Source organism: Streptomyces sp. NPDC014891 (assembly GCF_043081085.1).
Taxonomy (GTDB): domain Bacteria; phylum Actinomycetota; class Actinomycetes; order Streptomycetales; family Streptomycetaceae; genus Streptomyces.
The window spans coordinates 168449-181833 of the sequence record NZ_JBIBWF010000010.1 but is presented as its reverse complement, the minus strand read 5'-3'; the positions used below and the strand labels follow the sequence as shown (position 1 = coordinate 181833).

11 protein-coding genes are annotated in these 13385 nt (G+C 71.4%); all 11 read right to left on the bottom strand.

From position 1 onward, the window contains the following. Positions 1 to 3 precede the first annotated feature (3 nt). Positions 4 to 1281 carry a thymidine phosphorylase gene (locus ACF09E_RS27365; RefSeq protein WP_392207846.1) on the bottom strand — a complete coding sequence of 426 codons (1278 nt, stop codon included), beginning with the start codon at positions 1279 to 1281 and terminating at the stop codon, positions 4 to 6. A gap of 80 nt (positions 1282 to 1361) precedes the next feature. Then, positions 1362 to 1766 (bottom strand): cytidine deaminase, encoded by a 405-nt coding sequence (locus tag ACF09E_RS27360; protein WP_392207844.1) that lies wholly within the window; start codon positions 1764 to 1766, stop codon positions 1362 to 1364. Then, positions 1763 to 3025 (bottom strand): ABC transporter permease, encoded by a 1263-nt coding sequence (locus ACF09E_RS27355; RefSeq protein WP_388792906.1) that lies wholly within the window; start codon positions 3023 to 3025, stop codon positions 1763 to 1765. Before ACF09E_RS27355 ends, ACF09E_RS27360 begins: the two co-directional genes overlap by 4 nt. Further along, complete coding sequence (locus ACF09E_RS27350; protein WP_073910205.1) at positions 3022 to 4140, bottom strand: ABC transporter permease; 1119 nt, start codon at positions 4138 to 4140, stop codon at positions 3022 to 3024. Before ACF09E_RS27350 ends, ACF09E_RS27355 begins: the two co-directional genes overlap by 4 nt. Then, positions 4137 to 5774 carry an ABC transporter ATP-binding protein gene (locus tag ACF09E_RS27345; RefSeq protein WP_392208118.1) on the bottom strand — a complete coding sequence of 546 codons (1638 nt, stop codon included), beginning with the start codon at positions 5772 to 5774 and terminating at the stop codon, positions 4137 to 4139. Before ACF09E_RS27345 ends, ACF09E_RS27350 begins: the two co-directional genes overlap by 4 nt. A gap of 192 nt (positions 5775 to 5966) precedes the next feature. Next, a complete protein-coding gene (locus tag ACF09E_RS27340) occupies positions 5967 to 7025 on the bottom strand; it encodes a BMP family protein (RefSeq protein ID WP_209496472.1) in 1059 nt (352 codons plus the stop codon). Positions 7026 to 7327: 302 nt separating this feature from the next. Continuing rightward, a complete protein-coding gene (locus tag ACF09E_RS27335) occupies positions 7328 to 8548 on the bottom strand; it encodes an amidohydrolase (RefSeq protein WP_388792902.1) in 1221 nt (406 codons plus the stop codon). 116 nt (positions 8549 to 8664) lie between these two features. Further along, positions 8665 to 9852 carry a hypothetical protein gene (locus ACF09E_RS27330; protein WP_392207842.1) on the bottom strand — a complete coding sequence of 396 codons (1188 nt, stop codon included), beginning with the start codon at positions 9850 to 9852 and terminating at the stop codon, positions 8665 to 8667. After that, positions 9849 to 10742 (bottom strand): N-acetylneuraminate synthase family protein, encoded by an 894-nt coding sequence (locus ACF09E_RS27325; protein ID WP_392207840.1) that lies wholly within the window; start codon positions 10740 to 10742, stop codon positions 9849 to 9851. The genes ACF09E_RS27330 and ACF09E_RS27325 overlap by 4 nt, the downstream gene beginning before the upstream one ends. 11 nt (positions 10743 to 10753) lie before the next feature. Continuing rightward, positions 10754 to 11938 (bottom strand): cytidylyltransferase domain-containing protein, encoded by a 1185-nt coding sequence (locus ACF09E_RS27320; RefSeq protein WP_392207838.1) that lies wholly within the window; start codon positions 11936 to 11938, stop codon positions 10754 to 10756. Next, positions 11938 to 13227, bottom strand: a complete 1290-nt coding sequence (locus ACF09E_RS27315) for a DUF6716 putative glycosyltransferase (RefSeq protein WP_392207836.1) — start codon at positions 13225 to 13227, stop codon at positions 11938 to 11940. The genes ACF09E_RS27320 and ACF09E_RS27315 overlap by 1 nt, the downstream gene beginning before the upstream one ends. Positions 13228 to 13385: the final 158 nt, after the last annotated feature.

The window sequence follows — 13385 nt, the reverse complement described above, 5'->3', positions numbered from 1 at the left end:
TCACTACGCGATGCGGTCCAGGACGATCGGGTTCGGGGTGAACTCCGTGCCCGGGGCCGCGATGTCCCAGGCCGAGCCGAGGGACTGCAGGGCGTAGTCGAACTTCTCCGGGGTGTCGGTGTGCAGGGTCACCAGCGGCTGGCCCGCCGTCACCGTGTCACCCGGCTTGGCGTGCAGCTCGACGCCCGCGCCCGCCTGCACCGGGTCCTCCTTGCGGGCGCGGCCGGCGCCCAGGCGCCAGGCGGCGATGCCGATGTCGTAGGCGTCGAGGCGGGTGAGCACGCCGGTCGAGGGGGCCGTGACCACGTGCTGCTCGCGGGCGACCGGGAGGGCCGCGTCCGGGTCGCCGCCCTGGGCCGCGATCATCCGGCGCCAGTGGTCCATGGCCGAGCCGTCGGCCAGCGCCTTGGCCGGGTCCGCGTCCTTGATGCCGGCCGCCGCGAGCATCTCCCGGGCCAGCGCGACCGTCAGCTCGACGACGTCCGCCGGGCCGCCGCCGGCCAGGACCTCGACGGACTCGCGGACCTCCAGGGCGTTGCCCGCGGTGAGGCCGAGCGGGGTGGACATGTCGGTGAGCAGCGCGACCGTCTTCACACCGCTGTCGGTGCCGAGGCCGACCATGGTGGACGCGAGCTCGCGGGCGTCCTCGATGTTCTTCATGAAGGCGCCGGTGCCGACCTTGACGTCGAGGACCAGGGAGCCGGTGCCCTCCGCGATCTTCTTGGACATGATCGAGGAGGCGATCAGCGGGATGGCCTCGACGGTTCCGGTGACGTCGCGGAGCGCGTACAGCTTCTTGTCGGCGGGGGCCAGGCCGTCGCCGGCCGCGCAGATGACCGCGCCGGTGGTGTCGAGGACGTGCAGCATCTCCTCGTTGGAGAGCAGCGCGCGCCAGCCGGGGATGGACTCCAGCTTGTCGAGCGTGCCGCCGGTGTGGCCGAGGCCGCGGCCGGAGAGTTGCGGGACGGCCGCGCCGCAGGCGGCGACGAGCGGGGCCAGCGGCAGGGTGATCTTGTCGCCGACGCCGCCGGTGGAGTGCTTGTCGGCGGTCGGGCGCGAGAGGGAGGAGAACTCCATGCGCTCGCCGCTCGCGATCATCGCCGCCGTCCAGCGGGCGATCTCCGCACGGTTCATGCCGTTCAGCAGGATGGCCATGGCCAGGGCGGACATCTGCTCGTCGGCGACCGCACCGCGGGTGTAGGCGTCGATGACCCAGTCGATCTGCTCCGGGCTCAGCTCGCCCTTGTCCCGCTTCGTGCGGATGACGGAGATGACGTCCATGGTGGTGCCTCTTTCTACGCGCATAGAGGGGGAAAGGAGGAGCGGCCCTTCCCATCGTGCCGGAAGGGCCGCTCCGAGGATTACTTCGCGAGGTGGTCCGGGCCGAAGGCCTGCGGCAGCATCTCGGCCAGCGTCAGGAAGCCGGCGGGCGTCTCCAGGACGAGTCCGGGGCCGCCGAACTCGTACAGCAGCTGCCGGCAGCGGCCGCACGGCACCAGGCTCTCGCCCTGGCCGTCCACGCACACGAAGTGCGTCAGCCGCCCGCCGCCGGTCGCCTGGAGCTCCGAGACGAGACCGCACTCGGCGCACAGGCTGAGGCCGTACGAGGCGTTCTCCACGTTGCAGCCGGAGACCGTCCGCCCGTCCTCGACACGGGCGGCCGCGCCGACCGGAAAGCCCGAGTACGGGGCGTACGCACGGTGCATCGCCTCGCGCGCCGCGACCCGCAGGGCCTCCCAGCCGGCCTCGGAGAGGGCCGTCGTCACTTGCCCTGGCCCTTGCGGTACGGCAGGCCGTCCGCCTTAGGCATCCGCAGGCGCTGCGCCGACAGGGCGAGCACGAGCAGGGTGGTGATGTACGGCGCCGCGTCGACGAACTGGCTCGGGACCTCGTCGGTCAGCGCGTACCAGAGGAAGAAGCCGCCGGAGAAGACCGCGGAGATCACGCCGGCCACGTACTTCTTCTTGTACAGCTGCCACAGGGCGGCGACCAGGAGGAGCACGGCGACCAGCAGCAGGAGCGCGTGGACGTTCTCGGCGCCGCCGCGGAGCTTGAGGCTGTCGGTGAAGCCGAAGAGGCCGGCACCGAGCGCCATGCCGCCGGGCATCCAGTTGCCGAAGATCATCGCGGCGAGACCGATGTAGCCGCGGCCGCCGGTCTGGCCCTCCTGGTAGATGCCGGTGGAGACGATCGCGAGGAACGCGCCGCCGAGGCCCGCGAGGGCGCCGGAGACGGTGACGGCGATGTACTTGTACTTGTAGACGTTCACGCCGAGGGACTCGGCGGCGACCGGGTTCTCACCGCAGGAGCGCAGCCGCAGGCCGAAGGCCGTGCGCCAGAGCAGCCACCAGGTGGCCGGGATCAGGAGGATGGCGACGACCGTGAGCAGCGACAGGTTGGTGACGAGGCCGCCGAGGATGCCGGCCAGGTCGGAGATGAAGAACCAGTGCTTGGCCTGCAGGTCGGTCAGCCAGTCCGAGAGCCCCGGAACGGTGATCTCGTAGATCTGGTCGATGCGCGGGGACTGCTTGGACGAGCCGCCCTCGGCCTCGGCGAACGTGAAGTTCGACAGGTACTGGGTGAAGCCGACCGCGAGGATGTTGATGGCCACACCGGAGACGATGTGGTTCACGTTGAACGTGACGGTGATGATCGCGTGCAGCAGACCGCCGAGCGCACCGCCGAGGAGGCCGACCAGGACGCCCGTCCAGGGGCCCCACTGGTAGCCGGCCCAGGCTCCGAACCAGGTGCCGAGCACCATCATGCCTTCGAGGCCGATGTTGACGACGCCCGCGCGCTCGGCCCACAGACCGCCGAGACCGGCGAGGCCGATCGGCACGGCGAGCTTGAGCGCACCGGAGACCTGGCCCACCGAGGTGAGGTCGTTGGCCCCGGAGACGGCCCGGACGAAGGAGAAGAGCAGAAGAGCGGCCGCGATGATCAGCAGGATCCACGGCAGGGTGAGCTTGCGGCGTCCGCCGCCCTTGGGCGCGGCGCTCGGCTTCGTGACAGTGCCGGTGCTCATGCCGAGACCTCCTTGTCGGTCTTGATGGCGCCGCCGGCGGCGAGTTCCTCGCCGACCTTCTGCTGCTGGCGGCGGAGGCCGTAACGGCGGACGAGCTCGTAGGAGACGACCACGGCGATCACGATGATGCCCTGCATGATCTTGGTGATCTCCTTCGGGTAGCCCTCGGTGTCCAGCGACGAGGAGGCCTTGTCGAGGAACGCGAAGAGCAGGGCCGCGAAGAAGATGCCGACCGGGTGGTTCCGGCCGAGCAGCGCGATGGTGATGGCGGTGAAGCCGACACCGACGGGGAAGTCGAGGCTGTACGTGTGGGACTCGCCGAGCAGCGTCGGCATGCCGGCCAGGCCGGCCAGCGCGCCCGAGAGCAGCATCGAGGTGAGGATCATCTTCTTGGCGTCGACGCCGCTGGCCTGGGCGGCGGACTCGCTGGCGCCGGTGGCGCGCAGGTCGAAGCCGAACCGGGTGCGGTTGAGGACGAACCAGTAGACGACGCCGAGGGCGAGCGCGACGAACGTGAAGCCGTAGATGACTCCGTTGCCCTCGCCCATGTCGATGCCGGGGAACCAGCCGGACTCGGAGATCTCACCGGTGGTGAGGTTGTTGGAGCCCTCCGGCTGGACGCCGAAGTTCTTCGGCAGGATCAGCCAGGCCACCAGCGAGGTCGCGATGGCGTTCAGCATGATCGTCGAGACGACCTCGGAGACGCCGCGGGTGGTCTTCAGGATGCCGGCGATACCGGCCCAGAAGGCGCCGGTGAACATCGCGACGAGCACGATCACGAGGATGTGCAGCGGGCCGGGCAGCTCGATCGAGGCGCCGACGAGCGCCGAGACCATCGCGGCGAGCCGGTACTGGCCGTCGACCCCGATGTTGAAGAGGTTCATCCGGAAGCCGATGGCCACGGCCAGGGCCGCCAGGTAGTAGATCCCCGTCTGGTTGACGATCAGGACCTGGATGTCGGCGAACGCGGCGTTGTCGATCATCAGCGTGATCGGCTCGATCGGGTCGAGACCCGTCGCCAGCAGCACCAGGACGGTGAGCACGAACGAGGTGACCAGGGCGAGCACCGGTCCCGCCGCGCCCAGGATCAGCTTGTCCTTGTCGAACTTCATCATCGGGCGTCACCGTCTTCGGGCTGCTCTGCGCCTTCGAGCTGGCCGCCGGCCGCGCCGGTCATGGCGGAGCCGAGCTGCTCGGGCGTGATGGTGGCGGGGTCGGCGTCCGCGACGAGCTTGCCGCGGTACATGACCCGGAGGGTGTCGGAGAGGCCGATCAGCTCGTCGAGGTCGGCGGAGATCAGCAGTACCGCCAGACCCTCACGGCGGGCGTCCCGGATCGCGTCCCAGATCTGCGCCTGCGCGCCGACGTCCACACCGCGGGTGGGGTGGGCGGCGATCAGGAACTTGGGCGCGTGGCTCATCTCGCGGCCGACGATCAGCTTCTGCTGGTTGCCGCCGGACAGGGAGGCCGCGGTGACGTCGATGCCGGGGGTGCGCACGTCGTACTCGCGCACGATCCGCTCGGTGTCCTTGCGGGCCGCCTTCGGGTCGAGGACGCCGCGCTTGGAGTTCGGCTCCTCGGTGACGTGGCCGAGGATGCGGTTCTCCCAGAGCGGCGCTTCGAGGAGCAGGCCGTGGCGGTGGCGGTCCTCGGGGATGTAGCCGATGCCGCCCTCGCGGCGCTTGCGCACCGAGACCTTGGAGATGTCGACGCCGTCGAGGGTGATGACGCCCGCGTCGGGGGTGGCCATGCCCATGAGGGTCTCGATGAGCTCGGTCTGGCCGTTGCCCTCGACACCGGCGATGCCGAGGATCTCGCCCTTGTGGATCGTGAGGGAGATGTCGTCGAGGAGCTTGCGGCCCTCGGCCGTCTCCTCCAGCACGACGACGGTCTTCGCCGGGTCCGGCGGCGCGGCGCTGGTCAGCGGGGCGGCGGCGACGGCGCCGGCCTCGGTCAGCGTGAGGTTGCTGACCTGGAGCATGGGGACGGTGGTGACCGTCGACTCGCGGGTCTCCGGCGAGGGCAGCTCGCTGCCGACCATCAGCTCGGCGAGCTGCTTGGTGGTGGCGGTCTTCGGGTCGGCGGTGCCGACGGTGGTGCCGCGGCGGATGACGGTGATGTCGTCGGCGACCTTCAGGACCTCGCCCAGCTTGTGCGAGATGAAGATGACGGTCAGGCCCTCGGCCTTGAGTTCGCGCAGGTTGTCGAAGAGCGCGTCGACCTCCTGCGGGACGAGCACGGCGGTCGGCTCGTCGAGGATGAGGATCTTGGCGCCGCGGTAGAGGACCTTGAGGATCTCCACGCGCTGCCGGTCGGCGACGCCGAGGTCCTCGACCAGGGCGTCGGGGCGGACCCCGAGGCCGTAGGCGTCGGAGATCTCCTGGATCTTCTTCCGCGCCTTGGCGCCGATGCCGTAGAGCTTCTCACCGCCGAGGACGACGTTCTCCAGGACGGTGAGGTTGTCGGCGAGCATGAAGTGCTGGTGCACCATGCCGATGCCGCGCGCGATGGCGTCACCGGGGCTGGAGAAGGTGACCTGCTGGCCGTCGACCGCGATGGTGCCCTCGTCCGGCTTCTGCATGCCGTAGAGGATCTTCATGAGGGTCGACTTGCCGGCACCGTTCTCGCCGATGAGGGCGTGCACGGTGCCCTTGCGGACCGTGATGGCGATGTCCTTGTTGGCGACGACGCCGGGGAATCGCTTGGTGATGCCGTGCAGTTCTACGGCAGGGGGGCTGGACGCGTTGATGACGCACTCTCCTTGGCCGGAAGGAGTGGGAGCGGGGAGGGCAGGGCGGGGTGAAGTTATCGTGCCAGGGAGACATCTACACGCGTAGCGCTGCCGAAAAGTGAAAACCCGTACGGGAATGGGCCCGGGGCCCGGATCCAGTGGAGTGCCACTGGGGCCGGGCCCGCGGGCTCAGGTCGTGACCTGCCGTCCTTACGGAGCGGTCTTGACCGTGATCTTGCCGTCGATGATGTCCTTCTTCGCCTTGTCCACCGCGGCGATGAGGTCCTTCATCTCCTTGTACTTCGGGTTGGAGTCGGCGAGCGCGACACCGTCCGTGGCGAGGCCGTAGCGGACCTCACCGGACTGCGGCTTGCCGTCCTGGACGGACTTGATCACGTTGAAGACCGAGTCCGAGACGTCCTTGGTGACCGAGGTCAGGATGGCGTCCTTGTAGGAGGCCAGACCCGGCTGGTTGTACTGGTCGGAGTCGACACCGATCGCCCACTTGCCGGCGGCGGAGGCGGCCTCGATCGCGCCGGAGCCGGCCAGACCGGCGGCGGCGTAGATCACGTCGGCGCCCTTGTCGAGCTGGCCCTCCGCGGCGGCCTTGCCGAGGTCGGGCTTCGAGAAGCCGTCGAAGTTCGGCGGCTGGGTCAGGTACTGGACGAGCACCTTCGCCTTGGGGTTGGTGTCCTTGACGCCCTGCGCGAAGCCCGCCTCGAACTTCTTGATCAGCGGAACCTCGACACCGCCGATGAAGCCGACCGTGCCGGTCTTGGACGCCTTGGCGGCGGCGACGCCGGCCAGGTAGGAGCCCTGCTCCTCGTTGAAGACGAGGTTGGCGATGTTCGGGCCGGTCTTCGACGTGTCGTCGATGAGGCCGAAGGTGGTCTTCGGGTAGGCCTTGGCGACCTTCTCGATGGCCGGGGCGTAGGCGAAGCCGACACCGATGACCGGGTTGTTCCCGGCGCGGGCGAGCGCGGTGAGGCGCTGCACCTTGTCGGCGTCGCCCTCGCCCTCGGAGGGCTCGGCCTCGGCGCCCTTGACGCCGAGCTCGTCCTCGGCCTTCTTCAGACCCGCGTAGGCGGCGTCGTTGAAGGACTGGTCGCCGCGGCCGCCGATGTCGTAGGCGATGGCGGCCTTGGTGGCCTTCGCGCTGGAGCTCGGGCTGGAGCCGGAGTCCGTCGAAGACTTGCCACACGCGGTGGCGGAGAGGGCGAGCGCCGCGGAGGCGATGCCCACGGTCGTGATCCTGGTGATCCGGCGCAAGAGGAGGGTCCCTTCAAGACTGACCGAAAGCGCCTCTTCCGGCGCTGGTTTCGCGGCGATCGTAACGCGCGTAGATGTCAGTTAAAGACCCGTTCATGAGTCGTTATCGGATCGTCGCGAACCGGCCAGTGGAGGCGACCGGGGGCGTTCGGCCCGGTACCGCCGGTTATATCTCCGGGTCCCGGCGCCGCGGCCGGAGTCCCGGGGCGCCACGCCGGGCCGTTGGACCGAAGGGGCGACACCGGTCGGCCGGACGGATGATGCTCCGTCCGGCCGGAATCACGGCTTCGTTTGGCCTGAAATCAGCGCTTTGGTGCCGCGTCCAGCAGCGCCGCGGCGGTGAAGAGCTCCACCGCGGCCTCGATGCAGCGCTCGTCCACGTCGAAGTCGCCGGCGTGGAGATCGCGCACCCGGGTGTCGCCCGGGGTGCGCACCCCGAGGCGGGCCATGGCACCCGGGACGTGCTCCAGGTACCAGGAGAAGTCCTCGCCGCCGAGGCTCTGCTCGGTGCCCTCGATCGAGAACGGTCCGCGGCGGGCGGTCATCGCGGACTGGAGCAGTTCGGTGACGGCCGCGTCGTTCACGACCGGCGGGACGCCCCGCACGTAGGTGACGGTCGATTTGGCCCGGTGCAGGGCCGCGACCTCGTCGATGGCCGCGTGCACCAGGTCGGGCGCCTCGCGCCAGGTCGGCAGGTCCAGGCAGCGGACGGTGCCGGAGAGCTCGGCGTGCTGCGGGATGACGTTGCAGGCGTGGCCGGACTCGATGCGGCCCCAGGTGACCGAGAGCCCCGAGCGGGCGTCGACCCGGCGGGCCAGGACGGCGGGGACGTCCACGGCGACCCGGGCGGCGGCCGTGACGAGGTCGGTGGTGAGGTGCGGACGGGCGGTGTGGCCGCCGGGCCCGTCCAGGGTGATCTCCAGCCGGTCGCAGGCCGAGGTGATCGGACCGGTGCGGAGTCCGATCTTGCCCGCGTCCACCTTGGGGTCGCAGTGGACCGCGATGATCCGGCCGACCCCGTCCAGGACCCCGGCCTCGATCGCGTCGGCCGCGCCGCCCGGGAGGACCTCCTCGGCGGGCTGGAAGAGCAGCCGCACGGGGGCCGGGAGCAGCCCCTGCCGGTGGAGGTCGGCCAGGACGAGCCCGGCGCCCAGGACGGTGGTGGTATGGACGTCGTGTCCGCAGGCGTGGGCGCGGTTGGCCACGGTGGAGTGGTACGGGACGGTCTTGACGTCCGGGATGGGGAGCGCGTCGAGATCGGCCCGGATGGCGAGCATCGGCCGCCCTGGGTCCGGGGTGCCGATGTCACAGATGAGTCCGGTGCCGCCCGGCAGGACCTTCGGCGCGAGGCCGGCCGCCTCCAGGCGGGCCTTGAGCGCGGCGGTCGTACGGAACTCCTGGTTCCCCAGCTCCGGGTGCATGTGCAAGTCCCTGCGGAAGGCGATCAGTTCGACGCGCAGGGGTTCGGACAGCGTTCCGGGCAGGGTGACGGAGCCTGGCTCACGGGACTTCAACTGGTTCACCCTTTGAAGGGTAGGCCTCCGGAGAGGTCAACTGCCCGTTGATCACGAAAAGTTCAGCCCGTTAGGGGAAAGAATCTCGGTTCGGCAGGCTTGAAGCCCCTCCCGTATGGGTACGCTCAGCCGAATTCGAGCCGATCGGTCGCATTCGCGGACCGCGAGGTCAGCCGGTCCACCTCGTGGGCCGCCGTGCCCGTCACCCCGGACAGGAAGCCCTGCGCCCGCGGGGAGGCGGTCGCCCGCAGCCACTCGGGCGCGATCTCGCAGACCGCGACCCTCACCCCGGTGCCGGCCAGGGCCAGCGGCAGCGTGTGGACCACCGTGGACGGGAAGCTGACCACCGTCCGCCCGATCGGGCCGCGGCGGGCGATCAGCTCCAGGGGCAGCTCCGGGCGGACCACCTGCAGGCCCGTCTCCACCGCGATCCGGTGCAGCTTCTCGGCGCTCTCCCTGCGGTGCGCGAAGTAGCGGGTGGCCCCGTGGGCCCGGGCCAGCTCCGCCACCACCCGGTCGTAGTGGTCGGCGTCGACCACCCCCGTCTCCACCAGCGAGGTCCCCACCAGGTCCGCGCCTCCGGTGAGCAGCGGCGGGCCGAACCGCGCCCGGGTCCACGCGTAGGAGTTCTCCGTCACCGTGATGCCCTCGGGCGCCTCGACCGGCAGCGAGGTGAAGATCTCGACCGTGCGGCCCGGCGTCGGGGCCAGCCGCTTCCTCGCCAGCAGGGACACCGGGGCGAGCGCCAGCTCGCGCGGGTCCAGGGCGCGGCTCCTGCGGTGCCAGCGCACCAGCCGCTCGCCGCGGCCGACCTGGGCGGCGTACTCCATGGTCGCGGTGCCGTCGTCGACCACCGTCAGGTGCCGCGGACCGAAGAGGGTCAGGAGGAGCTGGACGTACCGGGAGAACGGATCCCCGATGATCACCCGCTCCGCCGAGCGCAGCGGCCGGGCGAGCTCGCGCAGCGTGCGGACCAGGGCGCCCCGGCCGCCGCGGGCCTCCTGCCAGTGGACGGTGAGGCCCTCGTCGCGGGCCAGCTGGGCCATCCGGCGCAGCTGGCCCCGCGACATGGGGTCGGTCGGCGAGAGGACGACGACCGTCAGATCGGGTGCGGGCGGTGCCGCACCCGGGGCGGCGTCCGTCGAGCGGGACTCCCGGCCGGACGCGTCGGTGCCGGCGGGACCGGGCGCCGCCGGGTCCGCCGGGCCGTGCGGGCCGGCGGGCGCACCCGCGGCGCCGCCCCGGGTGTGCGCCCACTCCAGGACGTTGAGGAGCTGGACCGGGCTCTCGACGAACGCCAGCTGCCCGGTCATGCGGCGACGAGCCCCTGGACCCGGCGGAGCTTCTTCATCGGGCCGAGCTCCGACTCGTAGACCTTCTTGACGCCGTCGCCGAGGGCCGTCTCGATGGTGCGGATGTCGCGGACCAGGCGCTGCAGGCCCTGCGGCTCGACGGAGGCGGCCTGGTCGGAGCCCCACATCGCGCGGTCGAGGGTGATGTGGCGCTCCACGAAGGTGGCGCCGAGCGCGACGGCGGCCAGCGTCGTCTGGAGGCCGGTCTCGTGGCCCGAGTAGCCGATCGGGACGTTCGGGTACTCCTCCTGGAGCGTCTGGATGACGCGCAGGTTGAGCTCCTCCGCCTTGGCCGGGTACGTCGAGGTGGCGTGGCAGAGCAGGATGTTCGCGCTGCCGAGGACCTCGACGGCGTGACGGATCTGCTCCGGCGTCGACATGCCGGTGGAGAGGATGACCGTGCGGCCGGTGCCGCGCAGCGCGCGCAGCAGCTCGTCGTCGGTGAGGGAGGCGGAGGCCACCTTGTGGGCCGGCACGTCGAACTTCTCCAGGAAGGCGACGGCCTCGGTGTCCCACGGGGAGGCGAACCAGTCGATGCCGCGCTTCCTGCAGTGCTCGTCGATGGCGCGGTACTGCGTCTCGTCGAACTCCACGCGGTGGCGGTAGTCGATGTACGTCATCCGGCCCCAGGGGGTGTCGCGCTCGATGTCCCACTGGTCGCGCGGGGTGCAGATCTCGGGGGTGCGCTTCTGGAACTTGACGGCGTCGCAGCCGGCCTCGGCCGCCACGTCGATCAGCGCGAACGCGTTGTCGAGGTCACCGTTGTGGTTGATGCCGATCTCGCCCGTGATGTAGACGGAGTGGCCCGGGCCGGCGGTCTTGTCGCCGAGGGTGCGGATACGGGTGTTCATGGTGCTGTTCCTTACGGTCGGGGGGTGTCGAGCTCGGGTCCGAGGAGCCAGGCGGCGATCTCACGGATCGCCCCCGAGCCGCCCGGGGTGACGGTGACCGCGCGGGCCGCGGCCCGTACGGAGTCGTGCGCGCTGCTCACCGCGACGGGCCAGCCGACGAGATGGAAGCAGGGAAGGTCGTTGACGTCGTTTCCGGCGTAGAGCACGCGCTGCGGGTCGATGCCCTCGGCCGCGCACCACTCCTTGAGGGCCCGGTCCTTGCGGTCGATGCCGTGCAGGACGGGGATCTTGAGCTTGCGGGCGCGGGCGGCGACGACGGCGTTCTGCTCGGTGGAGAGGATGAGGACGGGCAGTCCGGCGCGGCGCAGGGCGGCGATGCCCAGGCCGTCGCCGCGGTGCGCGGAGACGAACTCCCGCCCCTCCGCGTCCAGGTGGACCCGGTCGTCGGTCTGCGTGCCGTCGAAGTCGAGGACGACGGCGTCGATGTCCCCGAAGCCGGGGGTCGCCGGGGTGTCCAGCAGCGGGGCGAGGGCGCGGGCCCGGGCCAGGTCGTGCGGGTCGTCGATCTCCAGGACCCGGGCGGGGTCGGTGACGACGAGCGCCGTGCGGCCGAAGAAGCGGTGCCGGTGGGTGCGGAAGCCGGCCGCGTCCATCGCGTAGACGGCGCCGGTCTCCAGGTACTCGGGCTCCCGGTCCTGGCGGCGGGGGCGGTGCGCCTTGTCGTGGTTGACGCCGGTGGCGCCCTCCTCGACCGTCTCGCGCCAGAGGAAGCCGTGCGACGGGGCGGCGGTGAAGGCCGTGTCGGCCGCCCCGGAGGTGATCCGCTCGACGGTCTCGGTGACCTCCGCCGAGCCGAGGAACGGGCTGGTGCACTGGACGAGGAGGACCACGTCGGCGGATCGGCCGTGGGTGGCCTCGAAGGCGTCCATGGCGTGCAGGACCGCGGCCTCGCTGGTCGCGGTGTCGCCGGCGATCTCCGCCGGGCGCCGCACGGCCTCGGCCCCCGCGGAGCGGGCTGCGGCGGCGATGCCGGCGTCGTCGGTGGAGACCACGACGTGGGTGACGGCGCGGGCGCCCAGACAGGCCCGGACGGCCCGGGCCACCAGCGGCACCCCGGCCACCGGGGCGAGGTTCTTGGCGGGCACGCCCTTCGAACCGCCCCTCGCGGGGATCACGGCGAGCACGGTGGTGGTCATCAGAGTTCTCCCAGACGGCGGATGACGGGGGCGACGCGCTGCACGCCGTGGCGGTACGCGCCCCGCGCGGCCTCCCGGACGACCCTGCGCAGACCGCTCTCGCGGCGCTCCGGGGCGGTGGTGTCCAGGCGGTGGCGGGCGAGGATCCCGGGCAGGTAGCCGGGGGCCGTCTCCGTCGTGTAGTAGGGGGTGATCGGGGGGAGCGCGGGCAGCGCCAGGAGTGCGGCGACCCGGTCCCGGGCGGCGTCGAAGGCCGCCTCGTACGAGCCGTCGGACGCGACGCCCTGCCGGGCCAGCCAGTGCTCGTCGGGCGTCGGCACGAGCCCCTTGTCGAGCCGGTCGAAGGAGGCCAGCAGGCCGGAGCCGACGAAGTGGTGGTTGCCGAGCACCTCGCGGACCCCGAGGTCGGTGAGGATCGCGGTGGGGATGCGCCGGTGGAGGGCCTCCAGGGCGGCCGTCGACGAGACGGTCACCAGCAGGTCGGTGCGGTCGAGGACCTCGCCCATGTGCCCGTACACCAGCGAGAAGTTGTCCGGCGGGTCGAGCTCGCGGACCAGCTTCTGGAACGGGTACTCCTCCAGGTGCGTGGTGTGCTCGCCCGGCTTGGAGCGGAGCTTGAGGAGCACCTCGCGCCCCGGGTGGAGCCGGGCGTGCCCGATCAGCCGCCGCAGGACGTAGGCGCGTTCGGCCCGGGTGGCCGGCACGGACGGCTGGGCGGCGAACACCAGGGTGTCCCGGCCCGCCTCCGGGGTGTGCGGGGCGCCGCCCAGGAAGGGCAGCGCCGCCTCGACGACCGAGCCGGCCCCGGCTCCCACCCCCTCGTACACCGCGCGGAAACGCTCCGCGTCGTGACGGGAGTTGGCGAGGACCACGTCGGCACCGTGGCGCAGCAGCAGGCCGTCGGTCAGCTTCTCGTAGACGACCCCGACGTAACCGGTGACGACCACCGGACGCCGCGCGAGCCCCAGATCGGCGAGACCCTGGAGGACCGCCCGCACGGTACCGCCGACCAGAGCGAGGACGACCACGTCGTACCCCTCCCCGCGCGCCTCCGCGTCCCGGACCGCACGCAGGAACTCCGCCCCCGTCACCTCGCGCGGGGCGGTGGTGGGCACCCCCGTCTCGGCGAGCTGGCGCGCGGTGGGGGTGGCCCGTCCGCGCAGCACGAACCCGGCGGGTTCGGCGCTCGCCGGGCTGATGCGGCGCGCCGTGAGGGCGCCCCATTTCCACCGGGTGTCGGAATCGGCGAGTACGGCTGTCCGCACCGCTTCTCTGGTACTTGCTGGCACGCCGAGGACGCTAGAAGGGCATTCCGCTTTCCGGCCCAACTGAGAAGCAACAAACGGTGAACAGAGCCTCTCCTCGCGTTGAAGCGGGTCGCGAACCGGCCGCATCGAGGCCGAATCTCCCTGCCGGTAAAGGTGGTTAATTCGCCCGCCGCCCCGTG